A 22146-nucleotide genomic window follows, 5' to 3' on the forward strand; every position below is an offset into this window, starting at 1 on the left:
TAGGCTTGGTCGGCGCATTCCCTCGGATGCCGCACGGTCATCATCAGCTAGGCATGCTTCGAGATGCCGCTGCTCGCCAAGGCGTAGAGCTCATCGAATTAGACGGGAAGAACCTCGACGAGGCGCTCGCTCGGAAGGAATCAACTGGATACAGTGACTGTGAAGGCTACGTATGCTTCCGCGAAGACTACACATATCAGACCGCTCTTCTCGACGATTCTGGTAACGCTCCAGAGTACGTAGCTAGATTGAAGCGGAAGGATGAGGCTCGTCAATGCTTGCGCGATGCTGGTTTCGAACAACCGGCGACGGCAGAGGAACCGCGAGATATACCAGGTCCTTGGGTCGTGAAGCCCCGCAGCGGATCAGGTAGTGCTGGAGTGAGTGTTCACACTGATCTCGAGAGTGCGAGGGAGGCGCTCCGAACACTGTCGGACGGCTTCGTCGAAACATTCGTCCAAGGCACTGAGTTTTCAGCGGAGGGATACTTCTACGCCTCCGAACCTGTCGTAGTCGGTATCACTGATAAGAGGCTTGAGGGCGTGGTTGAAATCGGCCACCGTTACCCTAGCGTCCTTCTCTCCGATCATGAAGAAGAGATAGCCGCATCTGTCATTTCTGCCCTAAACACATGGGGACTGAACGCGGGGCTCTTTCATGTCGAGGGCTGGTGGGTGGACGGCCAGGGGGTGGTTCTAGGTGAAGGGCATGTGCGCCCAGGCGGCGACTTCATTCACCTACTTGTCAGTTCTGTACATGGTGCAAACATTTTTGATCCTCTCATTGCAGATGCTTTGCGCCAGCACGGTAGAAAAAACGCTCTTAACGATGGATTTGTCTTTCCTCAACGGCGCGATGGTCACAGTAGCGCTGTTCGCTATATCCAAGTCCCTCCCGGAACTATCACAGCCGTAAGTGGGGTCGAAGAAGCGCTATCGGAGCCAGGAATTCTTGCTGGCTATTGCACAGCGGAACCTGGTGTAAGGGTGGAGACTGCGAGTTCTTCAACAGAGCGACTTGGTTGCCTCGTAGCGCATGCCTGCGGTGGAGAAGATCCGGAAGATATTCTGGATCGCGCAATGGGTAAGTTGCGGATTACCGTGAGCAATTAGGCACGCGAGCGGGACGCAAAGGCCGCGATGGCGCGCCAGCCAAAGAAGAACAGCGCCGACATCACGGTGGCCACGATGAGGAAGGACCAGTGCGGCAGGCGGCCGTTGACCAGCATCCACAGGGCCATGCCGCCGATGACGGCGCTCAGCCACACGACCGCGCCCTCCTTCCACAGGCCGCTTAGCTTCGTGGCCATGATGATGACCCAGCCCACGAGCGCGCCCACGGTCCACGGCCAGAAGGCATCAACCCAGGAGCTAAAGCTCAGGCCACCATGCGCCAGGCGGGCGAGGATGGCGAAGAGGGCGAGGGCGAGGATGTCGATAAGCGGGGCAACGCGCATTTAGGATTCCTTCCGGTTCAACGCCGCGTAAGAAAAGCCATCGCGGGCGTAGTGGGCGAAGTAGATGACCCATCCAATGATAGTGATGAGTGCAAAGGAAATAAGCCGGTAGATGATGGCCGCGGAGGTGGCGTGCACCACGGTCAGGCCTGTCGCCACCAGAGGGGTGATGAGCGCGGCCTCCACCGTGCCCAGACCACCCGGGGTGACCTGCGCGGAGCCAGCCAGCTTCGCGGCGAGGAAGGCCAGCGCAACGCCGGCCAGGGTGGTGTCATCAGCACCCGCGCGCAGCCACGGAATCTCCCCGGTCACCGCCCACACGGATGCCCACAGCGCGGCCATATCGGCCAGGCGGTGCACCAGAGACGCACCAGCAACCACAGCAAAGGGGCCGCGCGAAAGGTGGACCTCGCCGAGGTTGCGGACCTCCTGAATCGCGCGGTCCCGCTTCGGGCCGGGCCGTAGCTTGCGCAGCCAGCCCTCAAGGGTCACCGGGTGCGAGGTCAGCCAGAAGATGCCGCCGAGTGCCGCGAGCATGAGGACAACCGTGGTGATCAGCGATCCCAAGGCCATATCGGCATTGAGGAAAAACACCCCGCCGAGCCCAATGAGCGCGAGGAACATCGAGCTAACAATCGAGGACAAGAACAGGAAGTAGCTGCACAGCGCCACCGACGCGCCCCAGCGGCGCTGCACCTGAAAAGTGAGCAAAGCCGAAAAGGCGGGGCCGGCGGGCAGGGTAGTGGACCACGCGTTGGAGGCCAGAGTAATGGCGTAGGTTTCACGCAATGGGACCTTGACGCCGCCGGCGCCGATGAGTCGCTTCATCACTTCCGCCATGCCCGCGATGGACAGCAGCGCGAAGAACACCACCAGCACCACGGGGAAAGGTTTGGCGTGGCGCAGGCGGCGCAATCCCTCGGAGATGAAGTCCAGCTGGTCGCGGAAGAACCACGCCAGCGCGGCCAGAATCAGCAGGGAGATTATCCAGGTCAGCCAGTTCTTCTTCATCGACCATCCGTGGAATTGAGGCGCTTGACCAGCTCGGAGAAGGGGATGAGCTCCTCGTCAGTATCGGCACTGCGGTCCCCGCGTACGGCGGCTTCGTTCGCCGTGCTTGGCGACGTCCCCTCTACCGGGGCGGTGGGCGTCGGCGCGGTAGCTGGGGCGCTGTCGCCGCCCAGGCGATGGGTCAGGCGGGTGAGGAAGCGCGGTGCCCACCAGTTGTCCTCGCGCAGCAAGTGCATGACGGCGGGGACGAGGAGCATGCGGACGATGGTGGCGTCGATAAGCAGTGCAAAAATCATGCCGAAGGCGATGTACTTCATCATCACGATGTCGGAGAATCCGAAGGCCCCCGCCACCACAATCATGATGAGTGCCGCGGCCGTAATGATGCCGCCGGTGTGTGCGGTGCCTGCTGCGATGGCCTCGTCGGTGGAGGCACCGCGGCGGCGGGCTTCCACCATGCGCGAGACCAAGAAGACTTCGTAGTCTGTGGACAAGCCAAAGACGATGGCGATGATGAGCACCAGAATCGGGCTCATCAGCGGGCCGGCGGTGAAGTTGAGGAGGCCGGAGCCGAGGCCATCGACGAACATGATCGTCAAGATGCCCAGCGTGGCACCCAGGGAAAGCAGCGTCATGATGATGGCCTTCAGCGGCAGGATGAAGCTGCCGAAAACGAGCGCCATGAGGATGAAGGTGGCCAGCACCACGTAAAGAGCCATCCACGGCAGGGTGCCAAAGAGCGCGTCGAGGGATTCGACCTCCATGGCCGGGGTGCCGCCGACGTAGAGCTCCACGCCTTCGGGTGCCTCAATGTTCTCGAGCTCGTGGACGATGCGCGCGTAGTCCTCGCGGACCTGGATTCCGGCGCCGAGGACGGTGGTGCCGTCGACGGTTGCGGTCTTCGGGCCCATCGGCTCGGTAAGGCCCTGGATGGAGCGGGCTTGCATGACGACGTCCACAAGCTGCTCATTCGTCGCATTCGTCACCACGAGCTTGACTGGCTCCGTGCGGAAGGAGGGGAACTCCTCGTTGAACTTGTCCTGCGCCATGCGGGTCTCGTGCGTGGGCGGCAGGTAGGTCTCGTTGATGCCGCCGAACTTCACGCCGAGGACCGGCAGTGTGAGCGCGATGAGCAGGGCGCAGATGCCTACGGTCATCAGCTTCGCGTGGCGCATGGCCCAGCGTGGCAGCTTGTACCAGAAGGTGTCCTCGATGCGGCGCGCGCGGCGAGAGGTCTTGCGCACGGAGAACTTGTCGATGTTCTTGCCCAGCAGGCCAAACAGTGAAGGCAGCACGGTCACCGAAAGCAGCGCCGCGAGGCCGACCGCAGAGATGGAGCCGTAGGCCACGGACTTTAGGAACGCCTGCGGGAAGAGGAACACCCCAGACAGAGCCACGGCGACCATACCCGCGGAGAAGACCACGGTCTGGCCCGCGGTGGCGGTGGTGGTAGCCACGGCCTCGCGGACATCGCGGCCTTTGTCGAGCTCCTCACGGAAACGGGAGACCATGAACAGGCCGTAGTCGATGGCCAAGCCCAAGCCGAGGAGCGTGACGACGGCCTGTGCAAAGACGTTGACCTGCTGGAAGCCGGCGAGGACGGACAGGATGCCCAGGGAACCGAGGATGGACAGGCCGCCGACGACAAGCGGCATAAACGCCGCCACGACAGAGCCGAAGACAAAGAGCAGCAGCAAGCCCACGAGGGGCAGGGCGGCCTTTTCGGCGCGGGAGATGTCGTTGGCCATGCCTTCGTCGAGGGCGTCCGCCACAGCGGTGGCGCCGCCTACTTCGAGGGGGACGTCGGTGGCAGTGAGGTCGTCCTCGATGGCGCGGAAGTCTTTGAGGGTCTGCTCGCCGTCGCCCTTGAGGCTGATGGCGGCAAACGCCGTGGTGTGGTCGCGGTTGACCAGGTTGGGGTTCTTGGTATCGAAGTAGCTGGTGATGCTCTCGATTTCCTGCGGGTGGTTGGCCTTGAGCTCGGCGAGGTGCGCCTTGGCGGCGTCGAAGTTCTTGTCGGGATCAGCAAAGAGCAAGACGACGTCGCCCGAATTGTCACGGCCGAACGTTTCTTGCTCGATTTTCGCCGCGCTTGTCGACGCCGCACCCGGGTCCTCCCAGCCCTCCTGGCTCATGCGCTCGCCTAGGCGGGTGCCGAAGCCGAAGAAGAGCAGCAGGATAAGTCCCACGATGACGAGTGGGACGACCTTGCGGTGGGCGTAGGAAAAACGGCCCCAAGCATAGAACATGGTTCTCCTAACGCTGTTTGAGCAGGGCGGTGAGTGGGCGGAATGGCTGCAGCCAGGCGCCGCCTTCGGGCAGATTGTCCAGGTTGATGCGCGGCAGCGGCTCGCGGAAGACGCCCTCGATGTCCTCGAGGTCGACGAACTCGATGTCTTCGTGGGTCACGGCCCAGGAGGCGTGCTCGTGGAAGCCGAGGACGCACACCGGCTTGCCTTCGGCGGCGAGTTCCTCGAGGAGGGACTGGAAGTTCTGGCCGTCGGCGGAGGCGACGATCACGCTGTCGAGGTTGTCGCGGTTTTCCTGGATGTAGGCGATCATGTCGGGATCGACGTCGTCGTCCTCGTGCAGCTTGGGCTTGGCAAAGACCGCGAAGCCTACGTTGCGGATGGCCTCGACCCAGGGGCGGATGACATCAGCGCCACCAGGGGTGACGTTGGTGAAGACCGCGGCCTCTGGGCGGGCGTCGTTTTGCAGGGCGATTTCTACGAGCCAGCGGCCGATGGCGTCGAAACGCGGGCGGTGCGCCGCGGTGGGGCGGCCGCCCAGAATGGCGCCGAGCCCCATGTCCATGTTGGGGGCGTCCCAAACAAGCAGATAAGAGCCGGCCATTATTTCTTCTCCCACAGGTACTCGGTGATGACGTGGTCTTTTTCGAGGCCTTTGCCCTCGAACTTGGTGATGAGCTGGCGGTCGGTCAGCTGCGGGCATTCGGGCCAGGGCCAGCCCTTGAACTCGAGGCTGGGCTCGACGTCGACAAGCTCTGTGATCCACTCGGCGTAACCGGCGTGATCGGTGGCTACGTGCAGGACGCCGCCCTTCTTCAGGCGGGAGGCGAAGAGGTTGAGCGTGCCGGACTGGATGATGCGCCGCTTGTGGTGGCGGGCCTTGGGCCAGGGATCCGGGAAGAAGACGCGAATGCCGTCGAGGGACTCTGGTGCGAACATGCGGACCATGACCTCGATGCCGTCGCCGCGGATCATGCGGATGTTGTCGATGTCGTTGCGCACAACGGAACCCAGTAGCTTGGCCAGGCCAGGTTTGTAGAGCTCAACGGCGATGATGTTGGTGTCCTGTTCTTTCGGCGCCATCGCGGCGGTGGAGGTGCCGGTGCCGGAGCCAATCTCAACAATGGTTTTGGCGCCGCTGCGGCCGAACCATTCGTCGAGGTCGATGCGCTCGTCGGCGAGCATCTTGCCCAGGCGCGGCCAGTGCTCTTCGAAGAGGGCGTTCTGGTTGTCGGTGAGGGTGCCGCGGCGGAAGGTGACGTTGCCGAGGCGTGGGTAATCAAGATCGTTGCCGAATTCAGCGTTGAAGTCGGTCTGCAGCGGGCGGCCGTGTGGCATCTCACCAGCTGGGGAGTTTTGTGGATTATCTGCAGTATTCATTGCCCATATATTGTTCCCTGTGTCTGGGTAACTAACAAAGTGCCGCGCCGCTAGGCCAGGGGGGCATTCGTACGCATATTACGCACCGGATATAACCGGGTTGAGCTGCGAGGGGGTAAGTTCTTCCGTACAAAATAACGCGGTACTCGCGACATTTCAGCCCCATATTGGGGTGGGTAAAAGTCACATATGCTTAATGTCACACCGGCGTACGCTTGGTTAAGTTGTGGTGAACGGTGTGGATATAACCACATTGGCTTTGAATGCCAAAGTTTAGCGGTAATTCACACCGACGTGGGGTTAATCTTGAGGTGAATGACCCATGGGGGACGTGTGCTCTGCCTGTGTGCAGCGCATAGCCCTTGGCGATATACAACCTCACGAACCGGACCACTAGGAGATTCTTAGATGACCGCCACCATTAAAGGCCTCGTTGGCGAGCTACCAACGAGCAACGAAAAGCTCATTTCTTGGATTAGCGAAAGTGTCGAACTATTCCAGCCGGAGCGAGTGGTCTTCGTCGACGGCTCCCAGGAAGAGGCAGAACGTCTCACAGCGGAGCTTGTGGAAAAGGGCACCCTCATCAAGCTGAACGAAGAAAAGCGTCCGAACTCTTACCTCGCTCGCTCTAACCCGTCTGACGTCGCACGTGTTGAGTCCCGCACCTTCATCTGCACGGAGACCGAGGAAGGCGCTGGCCCCACCAACAACTGGGCACCGCCGGCAGCCATGAAGGCAGAGATGACCGAGGCATTCCGCGGCTCCATGAAGGGCCGCACCATGTACGTGGTTCCTTTCTGCATGGGGCCTATCAACGATCCTGACCCGAAGCTGGGTGTCCAGCTCACTGACTCCGCGTACGTGGTCCTGTCCATGCGCATCATGACCCGTATGGGCGCACAGGCGTTGGAGAAGATTGGTGCTGAGGGCGATTTCGTCCACGCACTGCACTCCGTGGGCGCTCCGCTGGAGCCGGGCCAGGAGGATGTGACTTGGCCGTGCAACGACACCAAGTACATCACCCAGTTCCCAGAGACCAAGGAAATCTGGTCCTACGGCTCTGGCTACGGCGGAAACGCCATCCTGGCCAAGAAGTGCTACGCGCTGCGCATCGCTTCTGTTATGGGTAAAGAAGAGGGCTGGATGGCTGAGCACATGCTCATCCTGAAGCTGACCAACCCGGAGGGCAAGAACTACCACGTCGCTGCTGCATTCCCGTCTGCTTGTGGCAAGACCAACCTCGCCATGATCACCCCGACCATCCCGGGCTGGTCCGCGGAGGTTGTGGGTGACGACATCGCGTGGCTGCACCTGCGCGAGGACGGCCTTTACGCCGTGAATCCGGAGAACGGCTTCTTCGGCGTGGCGCCAGGCACCAACTACGATTCCAACCCGATCGCCATGAAGACCATGGAGCCGGGCAACACCCTGTTCACCAACGTCGCGCTGACCGACGACGGCGATGTCTGGTGGGAGGAGATGGGCGACGCTCCTGCGCACCTCATCGACTGGCACGGCAACGACTGGACCCCTGAATCCACCACAAAGGCTGCACACCCGAACTCCCGCTACTGTGTCCCGATTTCTCAGTGCCCAACTGCGGCACCGGAGTTCGACGACTGGAAGGGTGTCAAGATCGATGCCATCCTGTTCGGCGGCCGCCGCGCGGACACCGTTCCGCTGGTCACCCAGGCATTCAGCTGGAACCAAGGCACCATGATCGGCTCCCTGCTCTCCTCCGGCCAGACTGCCGCAGCAGAGGGCAAGGTCGGCGCACTGCGCCATGACCCAATGGCGATGCTGCCGTTCATCGGCTACAACGCTGGTGACTACCTGCAGCACTGGATCGACATGGGCGTCAAGGGCGGTGACCGCATGCCGTCCATCTTCCTGGTTAACTGGTTCCGCCGCGGCGAAGACGGCCGCTTCCTGTGGCCGGGCTTCGGCGAGAACTCCCGCGTCCTGAAGTGGATCGTGGACCGCATCGAAGGCAAGGTCGACGCCGTCGAGACTGTCGTGGGCAACACCGCTCGCGCTGAGGACATCGACATCGAGGGCCTGGACTTCGACATCGAGGATGTCCGCGAGGCGCTGGCCGTCAACGCCGCTGACTGGGCTGGCGATATGGAAGACAACGCCGAGTGGCTCAACTTCCTGGGCGGCCGCGTTCCGTCCGAGGTCTGGGATGAGTTCCGCGCACTGAAGTCGCGCGTCGAGAACGCCTAAGCCAAAACTTAGGGCCTTCCCGCCCACCATCATGGTGAAGCGGGGAGGCCCTTTTGCATGCGAGAGAACTCTAGGCGCGCAGCACGATCACGAGGTTCGAGGTTAAGAATTCGCGCAGCACAGGCACGCGCGTTACCCACCACGCCCAGCTGGGGTGGTAGCGCGGAAAGGTGAGCAAAGCGTCATGCGCGGTGGCCCAGTCGAGGCCCTGGCGCGCGGAGACGTCGAAAAGCGAGGTGCCAAAGACGTTCTTTGGCGGGTGCCCGTGGCGGCTGGTGTAGCGATCGCGGGCGAAGGCGCCGCCCACGTAGTGCTCCCACAGGCCCGTCTCGTGGCCGCCGAAAGGCCCCAGCCACACCGTGTAGCTCAAGATCACCAGCCCACCGGGCCGGGTCACGCGCAGCATCTCTGCTCCCATATCCCATGGATGCGGGATATGTTCGGCCACGTTGGAGGAGTAAGTGACGTCGAAGGTGGAGTCGGCAAAGGGCAGCTGCGTGCCGTCGCCGCGCACCGCGTTGGCCAGCTGGATTCCCGCGGCCGACATCTCGCCCGCATCGGGCTCAACGCCAAAGTAGCGCGCCCCGCGCCCAGCGAAGGCCTCCGCGAAGTAGCCTGGCCCGCCGCCCACATCGAGCACGCGCGCGCCGGAAAGGGGGAGGCCGAGGTCGGTGCAGAGGGCGTCCACAAGCAGGGCGGTGTCGGAGGCTAGGCCGCCGTAGAAGACGTCAGGCCGGGTCTGTTCGAAGCGGAAGGAACGCAGCAGCTGCCACGAACGCGCAAGCGTGGCCATGGCGCGGGTTTGTTTCATAACCCACTAGGCTAGTAGCTCGACATGAAAATTCTTTTACTGTGCTGGCGCGATTCCACCCACCCGCAGGGCGGTGGCTCGGAGCGCTACCTCGAGCGAGTGGGTGAGTACCTGGCGGCGCAGGGCCACGAGGTGGTCTTTCGCACCGCCCGGCACATGAACGCCGCCAAGCGGGAGCGCCGGGCGGGCGTGCTCTACTCCCGCGGGGGAGCGAAGTTCAGCGTGTATCCGCGCGCGTGGCTGGCTATCCTCGCCGGCCGGCTGGGGTTGGGGGATCTGAAGGGCGTGGACGTCATCGTCGATACCCAAAACGGCATTCCTTTCTTCGCGCGCTTGGTCTCGCCAGCGCCGACGGTCCTGCTCACGCACCATTGCCACCGTGAGCAGTGGCCGGTTGCAGGCCCCCTGCTGGCGCGCTTGGGCTGGTTCCTTGAGTCGAAGGTGGCGCCGCGGGTCTACCGTAATAGCCCCTACGTGACGGTCTCGCGGGCCTCGAAGCACGACCTCGAGGACCTAGGCATCAGGGGCGCGCGCATCATCGAAAACGGTGTGGATCCGCTGCCCGCGCACGTGCCGACGCTGGAGCGTGAGACCGCGATTCACCTGGTCACGCTCTCGCGGCTGGTGCCGCACAAGCAGATTGAGCATGCCATGGACACCGTGGCGCGCATGCCGGGCGCGGTCCTCGACGTCATCGGTTCCGGCTGGTGGGAGGCGCAATTGCGCGAGTATGCCGCGTGCATCGGGGTGGCCGAGCGGGTGCGCTTCCGCGGCCAGGTCACGGAGGATTACAAGCACGCTTTGCTCGCGCTTGCCGACGTCCATCTCATGCCCTCGCGCAAAGAAGGCTGGGGTTTGGCAGTGATGGAGGCCGCGCAGCACGGCGTTCCCACGGTGGGTTACACGTTTGGCTTGCGCGATAGCGTGGTCGCCGGGGAGACCGGCGTGCTCGTCGATACCGAGGACGAGTTCGCCCACGCCGTGCAGAAGCTGGTGGAAGACCCAGATGAGCGGCGTCGTTTGGGCGAGAATGCCCGGCAACTGGCGGCTAGGTACTCGTGGGAGAAGACTGGTCAGGCTTTCGAGAAGCTGCTTGGCGAGCTAGTGGAAAAGCAGCGCTAGCAAGCAGGAGCCAGAGCGTGGTCAGAGCCCACGGCACCGCGGGGGCAGGCGCGGCGGTCTCGGCGACGATGCGACTATCGACCACCACGGCTCCCACCCCGAGTTCCTCTAGGGCGTCCATATCGCGGCGCTGCCAGGCATCGTGGGCGGCGACGTAAGCCGGCTGGGCTTGGTCCACTACCACGCCATCGACGATGAGCTCGCCCGACTCGAGCTTGTTTAACGCCTTGGAATACGGGTCCACGGCCACGCCGCCGCCGCGCAGGCTCACCAGCGAGGGACGGTCGGGGAAGAAGGCGACGCGGCCGTCGAGGGCGTCGACAAGCTGCTGGTCCACCACGGGTTGTTCGGAGCGCGGGGCGAGCACGGCGAGGTCGCGCGGGGCGCCGGGGGCTTGCAGGAGGCAGGCGAGGAGCCCTACCGCGGCAGGCAGATTCGGCAGCGCCCCCAGCCCCGCGACGTAGAGGGGGATGGCGAGGAGGGTGAGCTTGGAGGCGTCGCGAAGCAGGCCCGCGCCAGGAACGTGCGCGATAAACCACCCCAGCGCGCCGGGGAAGAGCCACGCCCCGCAGGCCAGGCCGAGGCCGAGGGCGGCGAGGAGGTAAAGGGGGCGCCGACAAGCATGCTCTAGGTGCCGGGACCCCATGAACGCCAAGGCCGCGACGGCTAGGCCCGCGAGCGCGAAGCGGGAGGCAGGCACGGCGTCGGCGCTCCAGATTCCGCCCAAGCCCAGCAATGCGCCCCCGGTGCCCACGAAGCCTTCCGCGCGGGGAGCAAAGGCGGCGACCTGCGCGGCTGCGGAACCAGGTGCGGAGTTGTTAGACAGCGCCGGCACCAGCCACGGCAACCAGAGCAACACGCCCCCTGCGGCAATCCAGAAGCGGCCGGTGACCAGCGCAATCACCACCCCGAAGACCCCGCCCGTGGGAGTCAGCGAGGAGGCCCAGAGCGCGAGCCAGGAGACGGCGCGGCGTCGGTTAAGGCAGGCCCACGCCAGCACCGGCGCGAGCCACGCGGCTACCGCCAGCGACCACTGCCCCTGCAGAAGGCGCTCAAGAACGAAAGGATTGGCCACCGCACACGCCATCGCGGCAGCAGCCGCCAGCGGAGTGTGCGCCCACTTTGCCGCCCCCCACGTACTCGCCAAGGCGCTGGCCAGTACCAGAACACGCGCGAACCAATCGCCGCCCAGCAACGCCAAGACCCCATCTTGCGGTGCGTTGCGGGCAGGCAAGGTACCCAGCCCAAAGTTCGTGGCCGTCAGGCCCGGGTGGTGGAGTAACGCCATGTCACGCCACAGCAGCTCGCCCGGCACCAGGAAAGGCCAGCACACTGCGCCGACGAGCAGGAGACCCCACGCGACAAGGACGCGGCGGCTCCAGCTATGCGCGGTCACGGTGGCGGCGCATGTACAACGAGGCAGCATAGGCAAGCAAAACCACGCCGATAACCTTGCCGACCCACCCTACGATGCTCAGGATCTTCACGCTTTCAATCGTGGTACGTACCGAATCGAGGCGCTCCTGCTTGGTGGCCTCGGACCACGACATGTCGGCCTGGAAGAGCGCGCGGTCTGCGGTGTCATTTTCTTCCACCATCTGGCGGGCTTGGTCGGCGTCGGTGGCGAGGAAGATCTTGATGTCCTCGTGCACGTCCAGGATGGTGCCGGTGGTGGGTTCAACCCATACGTCGCGCTTGACGGTGTAGAAGGGCTCGAGGATGACATGCTCGGTGGGGCTCAGCCCGAAGCGCTCGAGGGACTCCGGCTTAAACATTGCCTTCGCGGGGCCCGAGCGGCGCAGCTGCTCTAGGTTGTCCTGCTGTGCAATGCTCAGCGAGTTCACCACTGAAACCGGGTCGATTTCCTGGTGGAAGGAGTACGTGGGGATGGTCTCCCGCTTCTCCGTGCCCGTGAAGTCGATGGGCGCGGCCGTCTGCGTCATCGGGTCGAAGTACGGGTAGCTGCGCTGTTCTGCCTTGGCAGGGAAGAAGTAGCTGATGCCGTCGCGCTCGAAGTCCATGGAAGAAGCACCCGTGCCCAGCGTCGTGATGTTGAACTGCTGGGAGCTATTTAACCCTGGGATGGGATAGGCAGATTCGCGGTTGAGCAGGGAACTCTCGTTGAACTCCGCGATGGTCTTACCGTCGGCCTCGACCTTGAGCGAAGAATTTGCGGAGGCCACGGCGTCGTCGTTAGTAGCGGAGGTGGTGGTGACGCGCTCGAGCGTGGTCACCCGGTCCTCGATATAACAATAAAGCGGAGCCTGCTCCGATTCGCAGGCCGGGTCGCCGTGGGGATCGGCAGGCTTCTCGTGGTGCAGCGCGCGCAGGATGTTCAGCGCGGGCCCGGTGGCGGGCTCGGTGGTGACCGTGAAATTAAGGTTGAGCGGCAGCGGACGGGCCTGATTCTTATACAGCGGCGGGAGGACGGATCCAAGTAGAAGGAAGACAGTCGCGGCGACGATCACCCTCGTCATCCGCGAGCTCCAATTAATCAGCCGCTTCATTACAGTAAAGTTCCAATCAGTTCGCTTGTGGCGTCATGGCCCTATGAATCTTAGCCGGAGGAAGGAGAAAACCGTTTTGGCTTCCTCAAAGACTGTACCCTGCCACCTTCCCGAGCTGGATGGATTGCGCGGATGCGCGGCCTTGGGGATCGTGGTCACCCACGTTTCCTTCCAAACCGGCACTGGATGGGGGATTGCGGAGCGCTTCGATTACTTCGTGGCGGTCTTTTTCGCTTTGAGCGCTTTTTTGCTGTGGCGCCGCCGCCATCTGCACACTACCCGGGATTATGCCTGGTCACGCGTGGCGCGCCTGGCGCCCGCCTACCTGGTGTGCGTGGTGCTGGTGCTCGCTTTGCTTCCCGACGCCCACTCCGTCACCCTCACCCAAGTGCTCAGCAACCTCACGAGCACGCAGATCTACGTGGTCGATGGCCTCGCGCCGGGTCTGACCCAGCTGTGGTCGCTGTGCGTGGAGTTCGCGTTCTACCTCGTGCTGCCGGCCCTGGCCTGGCTCATGAGGGGATGGAACCGGAAGCAGCGGGTGGCGGCCTTTTTGGCTGCAGCAGTGCTGAGTTGGGGCTGGGGTTTTGTGCCCTTCGTGGCGGACTTCGACAAAGGTGACGTCAATTCGCAGATTTGGCCGCCGGCGTATGCGTCCTGGTTCGTGGTGGGGTTGCTCGCTGCAGAGGCGGAGGGCCTGCGCCTTCCGCGCTGGGTGGAGCGTGCCCTGCGCATTCGGTGGGTGTGGTGGCTGCCGGCGGCAGGTTGCCTGTGGCTGGCCAGCCGCGAGTGGTTTGGCCCGCGGGGGCTGGAGCATCCGGAGCCGGGCGAGTTCGCGCGGCGCATCATTGTCGGTGCGGTGTTCGGTGCGTGCGTGATGGTGCCGGTAGCGCTGGCCCCGCGCACGGAGAAAAGCATGTTGGCAAGCGAGGTTTTCCAAGCGCTGGGTCGCTGGTCCTATTCTCTGTTTCTGTGGCACGTTGCGGTGCTCGCGGTGGTCTTCCCGCTGCTGGGTGTGCCGATGTTTAGCGGCTCGGTGGTCCACTTTGGCGTGGTCCTCGTGGCCACGGTGGTGCTGAGTCTGTTGGTGTCGGCGGTGAGCTATGCGGTGGTGGAGGATCCGGGGCGTCGGTTGTTGCGCGGCCACAGCACGCAGGCCAAGGCTGCGGCGCACAGGCAGGTCACCAAGACGGAGTCGCCGGCATAGGTGCCGCTTGCCCAGGGGGCGCGGGCGAGCATGGCGCCCGCGGCCAAGGTGAGGGAGGCCGCCAAAGGAGCCGCGCTTAACGACGTCCACCTCAGCACCGCCCATGCCGCCACCCCCGCCAGTACGGCGGGTAGCCCCAGCAGGGCGAGGGTGCCCAGCCCGCATAGCGCCGCCACGGTGTGCGAGGATGCGGTGTCGGCGGGCAGCCAGGGCTCGCGGGGAGGGCGGCGAAGTGCGAGCAGGCAACCGGCTACCGTGAGCAGTGCCAGCGCTCCGCCGAGACCCAGGGCCACCTGGTAGGTACGCTCGGCGACGAAGCTTTGGCGGAAGCTGCCGCTCGCGCCCGCCGGAATGACGTAGGCCTGGCCGCCGGCGTTGATCTCCCGGGGCTGCAGGTCCACGCTGCCGGTGGGGGAATCGAGGTGACCGCGCAGGCCCTCGTTGAAGGCGTTGCCGGTGATGAGGAGGCGCTCGGTGGAGGCGGCGGTGATGTCCCGGCCGGTGGCCGGGGTGGTGCTGGGCGGATTCCAGCCCTTTTCGCGCAGGCTTATCCACGTGCCCGTGGTGCGGACGCGGTGCTTGCCGGGGCGCAGGGTGAGGGTGTCGCCGGGGTTATAGCGCGCGCCGTCGACCAGCACGGTCTTTGTGGAATCGAGCGTGACCTGCATGGAACGCGGTGCGGTGAAGTCGCGGATGAGGATGCGGGAGTCCTGGAGCAGCTGCTGGAAGAAGAACTGCCGCACGTCCGGTGAGGTGTCTGGGACGGTGACCACGCGCTCTATGGGCGAGCCCATGACCTGTGCATTGGCGATTCCCACCCGCTCTTTGAGTTCGATGCGGATAGAGTGCGTCGCACCGCCGGGCACACGCACCTGGCGGGAGCGATAAGGCTTGAGCTTGACCTTGACCTTGGCGCTGCCCGAGCGCACGGTGACCTCGGTGTGGCCAGTGGCCATGAGATCGATGACGGGGGCGTCCCAGGCGGGCGTTTGGGGGTCCTTGTTGAGCTCGAGCCAGCCGGTGTCGCCAGGCGCTGGCCACCAGGCGGTGGAGTTCTCCCCGTCTACTGCGGAGGTGATGGAGCGCGCCGGATTGGCGCCGCCGAAGGAGTCGGCGTCGGCGGCAGACGAGGAGGCGCGGACCGTGCCGCCGTGGGACTCCACGGTGGTCAGCGGGCCTGTGGAGGGGTAGTCGCGCAGGCGGTTGTTCACGGTCGAGGGATCCTCAGCGCCCAGCGGGGCGGAGATGGGTCCGTCGAGGGTGCCGTAGTTGCGGTCGCTCAGGGTAGGGGTATCGGTGACGATGTCGGCCTTGCCCTCCACCAGCTCATACGCAGGCCGGTTGGCCGAATGCGCATCGAGGAAGGCCAAGGACTCGCCGCCGCCTGCGACGCGTACGGGCTCAGTGGTGCTGAGCGCTCCCGCGGAGTCTTGGTGCGGCAGGATGATGACCTCAACCTCGTCATTGGGGCCGAAAGCGTGGACCTGGCCGCCGTAAGAGGAGGCGTTGCGCCAAGCGGCTAGCTGCGAGTCGTCGCGGCCACTGGCCCCCTCGGTGGAGGCGAGGTCGTGGCGCAACAGGATCGCCCCGATACCTTGGCGTTGGAGTGCAGCGGTGCCGGTACGGGGATCATCGTGAAGCGCGGCGACGATGCCATCGAGACCGCGGATGGCCTCGGGCGGAACCAGAGGGATGGCGTCGCGGACGGCCCAGGGGACGTCGAGAAGCGCCTGCGCCGGCTCATCGCGGGTCCAGCCCCAGTCTTGGCGCGCGAAGGAGGACTCGGGGAAGAGCAGCGTGCGGGTATCGCGGGCGGTGGCGTTGAGAAAGTCCGCGGCCTCGTGCCAGTAGTCGGGGACCGCGGAATAGGCGCCCTTGGGTAGGAGGCGGCCGGTCCACGCGGGCGAGAAGGAGGCACAGGCGAGCGCCGCCACCAGCACCGCCATCGCTTGGCGACGCCCCGGCCGCAACCACTCAGTCCTCCCTCGTGGCAGGGGTAGGGCGGCGGTGGCCGCGGCGAATCCGAGCAGGAGCGGGATGCGAACTAGGGGGTCGAACTTGTGGAGGTTGCGCAGCGCAGCGAGCGGGCCGTCGAGAGCATGCAGGTACCACGCGGCGTGGGTGCCTAAGATGGCGATGCCCACGCACAGCATCACCGGCCATACGTGGGGCAGGCGGCTAAGCCCGTACAGGCCCACGGCCGCCACCGCGATGGTAACCAGAACGAAGACAGGCTCGATGGCCAGGGCATATCCGGCGCTGCGCTCCGTGTCGACGAAGGGCGCCCAGCTGGTGGTGCCGCGCAGAATCTCCGGCAGGTTGAGCCAGCGGGTGGTGACAAAAGAGGACTCGATGAACTCGGTAAACGGAGGGGCGTAGCGGCCGAGTACTAGCAGCGGCACGATCCACCAGACCGATACCGCGGCGCAGCCGGCGAGCCAGGCCAGCCCGGGGCGCCAAGCGCGGCGATAGAACAGGACCACGGCGGCGGGCACGCAGGCCGCGAGCGTAGCCGTGGCATTGACCGCACCCATCAGCGCCACGGGAATGATGGCGGCCGCGGCGTCGCGCCAGTTCAGCTCGCGGCGCAGGAAAGGCAGCACGACCCAAGGCGCGAGCATGACCGGCCAAGTCTCCGAGGAGATGGCCCCCAGCGTGGTTAGCGCGCGCGGGGAGAGCGAGTAGAGCAGCGCGGCCAAGAAAGGCCACCAGCCGGGCGCTTGCCGCAGCGACGGCAGAGCGGCGAAAAGGAGCCGATGGAAGCCCCAAAAACCCACTCCGAGGACGAGCCACCACCACAGGCGCTGGGCTATCCAGTCGGGGAGGAAGTCAGTGAGGAGAAAAAACAGGCCCTGTGGAAACAAGTAACCGTAGGCCTGGTTCTGCAGCTGGCCCAAGGTGAAGACCTCGGTGTAAGCGTGCAGGGCGCCGCGCAGAAACCCCAGTGGGTTCGCGGCGAGGTCATGTTTGGTGTCTGCGGCGGTCAGCCCAAAAGGCTGGCTAAAGACAATAATCGCTAGCACTAGCAGGCCGACAAGGCGCCAGCGCAGCTGCGGGCGGAGGGCTATGCCGCGGGAGAAAAAGCCACGCACATTAGTTGCGGGAGCCGTACTCCGGGCCACCCATGACGGCGTCGGAAGTAGACACAGCGTTGCCTGCCGGGACCACGTCAGCGTTGGAGAACTGCGCGATGCCAATCACCGTAATGACGCCGAGGGCGATGCCCACGACGGTGCTGCCCACGGCTGGGCCGAGGGTGCGCTTGTTGAGGGAGTCCGTCTCGAGTGCCATGGTCCTAGATACTAGCAGCTACACGGCGCAATTCCTGTACGAATCGCGCCGGGGATGCGGCTAGCTGTGGGCCTCGGGTTCCTCGTCGTCCTCGTCGTCGTCAAGCTCGGGCGGAACAATGAACACCGGAAGGCCCGCATTACGCACGATGTGCTCGGCAGTGGAGTTGGTCCACCAGCCGCGGAAGCCGCTGAGCGCGCGGGTGCCGGTGACGATGACGTCGACGTCGAGTTCTTGCGCGGCGTCGACAATGGCGGAAGCAATCGTGGTCACCGACTCCACCAGGTGAGCGCGGCCGCTCAGCCCCAGGCTCTCGGCGACCTCGATGCCCTGCTTGCAGATGCGCAGCGCCTCCTCGTAAGCGGGATCGTCCTCGACGTTATCCGGCGCTACGGTGGACTGGTGCAAACCCGTGCGGCTCACGGCACGCGCGGCCTGGCGGGCAACCGGCTCCCACGCCGTGAGGATTTCCACGCGGCGCGGGCGCAGCAGGCGGGCCGCGTGCTCCATGGCGCGGGCAGCGCGAGTGGAGCCGTCGTAAGCAATCAACATGGTCTCTGCGTTACTCATAGGGGCCATAGTAACCCCCTTCACGGCCGCTGCGTGGCCAATCGTGCACACTGGAGGGCATGCATCTTTCCCATTGCTTCCGTCCCGCGGCTGAATCTGCAGCCGCTTTTTCGCGTCCGCAGGTACGAGTGCGCGCAGCTGCTGTACTCGCCGCGGTGGGGATCGGAAGTACCTTGGTGGCTTGCGCGGATGAGGAGGTCGCGCCGCCGGAAAACGCGGCGTCGTCAAGCGTCAGTGCTACCCCACAGACCAGCGCCGCGCCCGCCGCAACGGACCGCCGGCAGCTGGCGGCCTCCCTGCTCATGCCGCCGGCCGTCAACTACGACGACGCACGCCAGAAGCTCGAAGCCGGCGCGGGCGGCATCTTCATCCCCAGCTGGGCGGACCCAAATCTGCTCACCGAAGAGGGCCGCAACATCGTGGCCCTGCGAGAGGAACTGGACCGCGACTTCAAGGTCTCCATTGATTTTGAAGGCGGCCGCGTGCAGCGCTTCTCCGAAGTCCTCGGGGCATTCCCGGCCCCGCAGCAGATGGCCGCAGACGGCAGCCCGGAGGATGTGGAGAGGATCGGCGCGGAGATCGGCGGCGTGCTCAAGGCACACGGCATCAACGTGGATTTCGCCCCGGTCCTCGACGTCGACGGCGGCGGGCTCGAAGTGGTGGGGGACCGCTCCTTCTCCACCGATCCGGCACAAGCCGGTGAGTATGGCGCAGCCTTTGCCCGCGGCCTTGAGTCGGCCGGCGTCGAAGCCGTGTTCAAACACTTCCCGGGCCACGGGCGCGCCTCGGGGGATACCCACCTGGCTGAGGCCGTGACCCCGCCCCTAGAGGAGCTCTACACTCACGAGTTCGTGCCCTTCGAGAAAGCCGTCCCCGCGGCCCCTGGGGCCGGCCTGATGATGGGCCACCTCGCTGTGCCGGGCCTGGGCGATGGCCAAACGGCGGCTTCTATCAATCCGGCCGCTTATAAGCTCGCGCGCGAGCATCTGCATTTCGAAGGCCCCATTTACACCGATGACCTGGGCGGAATGGCATCCATCGCGGATACGATGGACGTGCCGCAGGCGGTGGTCGCTGCGATTGGGGCGGGTGCTGACATGCCCTTGTGGTCCACTGACGGGGGCTTCGACGCGGCTATCGACGCCGTCGTGGCAGCCCTCGATGACGGCACCTTGAACGAGGAGCAACTGCAGGCTTCCGCCCGGCGTCTGGCGGAGTAAACGGGACCTTACTCGGAATGTTGCAGCTCGAACGATAGTCTTTAAGGCGTGAAAAAGGCAGTAGGACAGCAAACTGGCAAAGGCTGGCGCATCACCCTCGGCGTGATCGTCGGCCTTCTCCTGATCGCGGGCATCGCCTACACGTGGGACGTTATTGCTAATCAGGGCAAGGTTCCGCGTGCGACGTCCGTGGGCGGTGTGGACATCTCCAGCATGGAGCGCACCGCTGCGGTAGAGAAATTGGAGCGCGAGCTTGGCGACGTCGAGACCAAGCCCGTCAACGTCACCTCCGGGGAGAAGTCTTCCCAGTTAGTCCCTGCCGAGTCAGGCCTGACGCTGAACTACCAGAAGGCCGTGGACGGCATTCCGGATGCTTCCTATAATCCGGTGACTCGTCTGTTTAGCTTCGTAAAGGCCACACAGGAAATCCCGGTCGCCGTTGATATTGACGACACTGCGCTGGATGGTGCGCTGGAGCGCGTGAAGAACGAGCTCTCCTTCGCACCGAAGGATGGCATGCTGGAGCTCAACAACGGCCAGCTTAAGGTGACCAAGCCAGTGCTGGGCCAGACGGTGGAGCCGGATGATTTGAAAAATAGCATCACCGAAAACTGGCTCGACCCAGCGGGCGTTGAGGTAGAGCCTGTCGAGGTGGAGCCCGCTATCAACGACGACGCGATTGAGGCGATGCGCACTGGCGACGTCGCCAAGGCCCTCGACAACCCGCTCACCATCAACGGCGAGAACAACGTCGCGGGCACGCTGCGCAAGGACGAAATCGCGCAGTTCGTCTCCATTGAGGCGAAGGACGGCAAGCTGGAGCTGAAGGTGGATACGCCGAAGGCGCAGCAGCTTTTCGAAGAGCGCATGGACGGTGCCTCGGTGCCGGGTGAGAACGCCAAGATTGCCTTCAACGGCGGCCGCATGGTGGTCACTCCTTCTGTCGACGGTTCCGTCATCGACTGGGAGAAGACCATGAAGGACTTCGACAAGCGCGTCAAGGGCGACGAGCGCACCTGGGACGCGGACTACAAGCCGGATCCGGCGGAATACACCACCGAGATGGCGGAAAAGGCCACCTTCAACGACACCGTGTCGGAGTTCTCCACCGGCGGCTTTTCTGGCGCATCGGGCGAGAACATCCGCCGCGTGGCGGCGCAGGTCGACGGCGCTGTGGTCAACCCAGGCGAGACCTTCTCCCTCAACGGCTACACCGGCCCGCGCGGCACGGCGCAGGGCTACGTGGAGTCCGGCATCATCATCAACGGCCACTCCGGCACCGCAGTGGGCGGCGGCATCTCGCAGTTCGCCACCACGCTCTACAATGCCGCTTACTTCGCCGGCTTCGAGGATGTGGCCCACACGCCGCACTCTTACTACATCTCCCGCTACCCGGCCGGCCGCGAGGCTACCGTGTACGAGGGCGCCATCGACCTGCAGTTCAAGAACACCACGAACACCCCGGTCCGCATTGAGACCAGCTTCGGTGGCGGCAAGATCACCGTCCGCTTCAAGGGCGTGAAGACCTACAACGTGGAGTCTGTCAACAACGGTCGCTGGGCCACTACCCAGCCAACCCGTATGTCGGTGGGTGAGGATTGCTCGCCGTCGTCAGGCGCGCCGGGCTTTACTACCTCGGATACCCGCATCATTAAGGACCTCTCCGGCCGCGAGATTTCGCGCGAAACCACCACCACGGTCTACGACCCGCAACCAATCGTTTCCTGCGGTTAGGCAATGGCTCGGCCGATGCACACCGCGGTGAAGGACCCGGCGGACGTCGATCAGCTGGCTCAGCACCCGGTTGCCTTTCGCCGCGTGGCCAGCCTGTTCGCCGCGCACCGCGGCACGCTGTTGCTGTGGCTCGTCGGCGGCATGCTGGCCATCACCGTGGTGTCGCAAGCCATCGGCGTTATCCAGTCCTTTTATCCGCGCGGGTGGGGCACATCATCATGCACGAGGTGCGCACCCAGGTCTTTGCCAACCTGCGGCGCCAATCGTTGCAGTTCTTCACCAACAACCGCGGTGGGGAAATCCAGTCCCGCCTGACCAACGACATCGCGGCCATGCGCGGCACGGTGACCACCACGGCGACCTCCGTGGCCAGCAACCTCACCATGACGGTGGCCACTCTGGTGGCGATGGTGGCGCTCACGCAAATCATTTTTGGCGTCATGCCAGCGCTGATCTATCTCGTCGCCGGCTTGAGCCCGGGGATTACCATTGGCACGCTCATCGCGTTTAGTACCCTGCAGACTCAAATCTTCCGCCCCATTACCGGCCTGCTTAACGTGGGCGCGCAGTGGGTGGCATCCATGGCGCTGTTTAGCCGTATCTTCGAGTACCCAGACCTGGAGCCCGAGCTCACAGAAGCCACCGAGCCCGCCCAGCTTGCCGACGCCTCCCTCACCATCCCCGCCCACACCACCACCGCGCTAGTGGGGCATACCGGTTCCGGCAAGTCCACCGTAGCCACACTTTTGGCACGCCTTGCCGATCCGACCGAAGGCGCCGTGCTCTTAGGCGGAGTTGACCTGCGCGATATTCCGCCGGAGCAGCGCGCGGAGGCCATTAGCGTGGTTTCGCAGGAGACCTATCTGATCCACGGCACGGTGCGGGAGAACCTCCTCTTTGCGCAGCCGGGTGCGAGCGACGAACAGATGCGCGCGGCGCTTAACGCCGCGCGCGTGGACGGGGTCATCGCCGCGCTGCCGGAAGGCCTGGATACCGTGGTGGGCTCGCGTGATTACCGCTTTTCCGGCGGTGAGCGGCAACGCCTCTCGCTGGCCCGCACACTGCTGCGCCGCCCGCGAAACCTCTAATAGGCTCTCCTGCTTTGGTACTTCGATGCCTGCATGGTGCTCAAACGTGCTGATTCCTCGTGATTCTGGCGACTGTAGATCAGCGGTTTTGAATTTACTGTGGGGTGGTCTTGGTGGTCAGGGCTTCGCTGTTCATGAGTCCTTGGGATATGTGGCGAGACGCCATCCGCAACTGCGTTGATTCTCAGGTTGGGTGAAGCCTACCGATGTCCTAGTAAGGGCGGGCGTATCGCAGATAGCTCGGTGTTACCCCTGCTCTGGAGGCTGTTCATGA

General features: G+C 64.4%; 18 protein-coding genes. 7 read left to right on the plus strand and 11 right to left on the minus strand.

What is annotated here, in order from left to right:
- The first annotated feature begins 53 nt into the window (after window positions 1–53).
- Window positions 54–1112 carry an ATP-grasp domain-containing protein gene (locus CHU71_RS01700; protein WP_166684104.1) on the plus strand — a complete coding sequence of 353 codons (1059 nt, stop codon included), beginning with the start codon at window positions 54–56 and terminating at the stop codon, window positions 1110–1112.
- Here CHU71_RS01700 and CHU71_RS01705 read toward each other — a convergent pair.
- The 5 genes from CHU71_RS01705 to trmB are packed head-to-tail and all read right to left on the minus strand — an operon-like array spanning window position 1109 to window position 6096.
- Entirely contained in the window at window positions 1109–1456 is a 348-nt protein-coding gene (locus tag CHU71_RS01705; RefSeq protein ID WP_110332815.1) for a DUF3054 domain-containing protein, read from the minus strand. The two genes, CHU71_RS01700 and CHU71_RS01705, sit on opposite strands and share 4 nt — an antisense overlap.
- Entirely contained in the window at window positions 1457–2467 is a 1011-nt protein-coding gene (locus CHU71_RS01710; RefSeq protein ID WP_147759971.1) for a YbhN family protein, read from the minus strand. It abuts the gene before it with no gap.
- The gene (locus CHU71_RS01715) at window positions 2464–4716 is read right to left on the minus strand and encodes an MMPL family transporter (protein ID WP_147759972.1); all 2253 of its coding nucleotides are present in this window, start codon (window positions 4714–4716) and stop codon (window positions 2464–2466) included. Before CHU71_RS01715 ends, CHU71_RS01710 begins: the two co-directional genes overlap by 4 nt.
- A 7-nt stretch (window positions 4717–4723) precedes the next feature.
- Window positions 4724–5320 (minus strand): NYN domain-containing protein, encoded by a 597-nt coding sequence (locus CHU71_RS01720; protein ID WP_005529510.1) that lies wholly within the window; start codon window positions 5318–5320, stop codon window positions 4724–4726.
- Window positions 5320–6096, minus strand: a complete 777-nt coding sequence (gene trmB / locus CHU71_RS01725) for a tRNA (guanosine(46)-N7)-methyltransferase TrmB (RefSeq protein WP_005529512.1) — start codon at window positions 6094–6096, stop codon at window positions 5320–5322. Before trmB ends, CHU71_RS01720 begins: the two co-directional genes overlap by 1 nt.
- Before the next feature lie 408 nt (window positions 6097–6504).
- On the opposite strand from trmB, the gene CHU71_RS01730 reads away from it, so the two are divergent.
- Window positions 6505–8322, plus strand: a complete 1818-nt coding sequence (locus tag CHU71_RS01730; protein WP_147759973.1) for a phosphoenolpyruvate carboxykinase (GTP) — start codon at window positions 6505–6507, stop codon at window positions 8320–8322.
- Window positions 8323–8392: 70 nt separating this feature from the next.
- Here the strand turns inward: CHU71_RS01730 and CHU71_RS01735 are convergent, their stop codons facing one another.
- Window positions 8393–9133, minus strand: a complete 741-nt coding sequence (locus CHU71_RS01735; protein ID WP_147759974.1) for a bifunctional 2-polyprenyl-6-hydroxyphenol methylase/3-demethylubiquinol 3-O-methyltransferase UbiG — start codon at window positions 9131–9133, stop codon at window positions 8393–8395.
- A 24-nt stretch (window positions 9134–9157) separates the two neighbouring features.
- Here CHU71_RS01735 and CHU71_RS01740 point away from each other — a divergent pair, with 24 nt between their 5' ends.
- Window positions 9158–10255: a glycosyltransferase family 4 protein gene (locus CHU71_RS01740; protein WP_005529519.1), complete on the plus strand. Its 1098-nt coding sequence runs from the start codon at window positions 9158–9160 to the stop codon at window positions 10253–10255.
- Here CHU71_RS01740 and CHU71_RS01745 read toward each other — a convergent pair.
- Together CHU71_RS01745 and CHU71_RS01750 are read right to left on the minus strand one after the other, a co-directional pair.
- On the minus strand, window positions 10182–11651 hold the full coding sequence (locus tag CHU71_RS01745) for a hypothetical protein (RefSeq protein WP_147759975.1): 1470 nt from the start codon (window positions 11649–11651) through the stop codon (window positions 10182–10184). The genes CHU71_RS01740 and CHU71_RS01745 overlap by 74 nt on opposite strands.
- Window positions 11638–12732: a DUF3068 domain-containing protein gene (locus CHU71_RS01750; RefSeq protein ID WP_236593648.1), complete on the minus strand. Its 1095-nt coding sequence runs from the start codon at window positions 12730–12732 to the stop codon at window positions 11638–11640. Before CHU71_RS01750 ends, CHU71_RS01745 begins: the two co-directional genes overlap by 14 nt.
- A 106-nt stretch (window positions 12733–12838) precedes the next feature.
- Between CHU71_RS01750 and CHU71_RS01755 the strand changes: the two genes are divergently transcribed.
- Window positions 12839–13969 (plus strand): acyltransferase, encoded by a 1131-nt coding sequence (locus CHU71_RS01755; protein ID WP_147759977.1) that lies wholly within the window; start codon window positions 12839–12841, stop codon window positions 13967–13969.
- Here CHU71_RS01755 and CHU71_RS01760 read toward each other — a convergent pair.
- The 3 genes from CHU71_RS01760 to CHU71_RS01770 are packed head-to-tail and all read right to left on the minus strand — an operon-like array spanning window position 13864 to window position 17830.
- A complete protein-coding gene (locus tag CHU71_RS01760) occupies window positions 13864–17061 on the minus strand; it encodes an alpha-(1->3)-arabinofuranosyltransferase family protein (protein WP_187271990.1) in 3198 nt (1065 codons plus the stop codon). The two genes, CHU71_RS01755 and CHU71_RS01760, sit on opposite strands and share 106 nt — an antisense overlap.
- A gap of 1 nt (window position 17062) precedes the next feature.
- Window positions 17063–17260, minus strand: coding sequence for a DUF2613 domain-containing protein (locus CHU71_RS01765; RefSeq protein ID WP_005529528.1), 198 nt, complete (start codon window positions 17258–17260; stop codon window positions 17063–17065).
- A gap of 60 nt (window positions 17261–17320) precedes the next feature.
- Window positions 17321–17830, minus strand: coding sequence for a universal stress protein (locus CHU71_RS01770; RefSeq protein ID WP_034657125.1), 510 nt, complete (start codon window positions 17828–17830; stop codon window positions 17321–17323).
- Between the two features lie 59 nt (window positions 17831–17889).
- On the opposite strand from CHU71_RS01770, the gene CHU71_RS01775 reads away from it, so the two are divergent.
- The 3 genes from CHU71_RS01775 to CHU71_RS01785 all read left to right on the plus strand — a co-directional run bounded on the left by CHU71_RS01775 (window position 17890) and on the right by CHU71_RS01785 (window position 21872).
- Window positions 17890–19050, plus strand: a complete 1161-nt coding sequence (locus CHU71_RS01775; protein ID WP_370450471.1) for a glycoside hydrolase family 3 N-terminal domain-containing protein — start codon at window positions 17890–17892, stop codon at window positions 19048–19050.
- Between the two features lie 48 nt (window positions 19051–19098).
- Window positions 19099–20784 (plus strand): VanW family protein, encoded by a 1686-nt coding sequence (locus CHU71_RS01780; RefSeq protein WP_187271991.1) that lies wholly within the window; start codon window positions 19099–19101, stop codon window positions 20782–20784.
- Window positions 20785–20987: 203 nt separating this feature from the next.
- Entirely contained in the window at window positions 20988–21872 is an 885-nt protein-coding gene (locus CHU71_RS01785; protein ID WP_255456371.1) for an ABC transporter ATP-binding protein, read from the plus strand.
- Window positions 21873–22146 lie beyond the last annotated feature (274 nt).

Origin of the sequence: Corynebacterium sp. LK14 (assembly GCF_008042215.1) — a bacterium.
Classification (GTDB): Bacteria; Actinomycetota; Actinomycetes; order Mycobacteriales; family Mycobacteriaceae; genus Corynebacterium; species Corynebacterium striatum.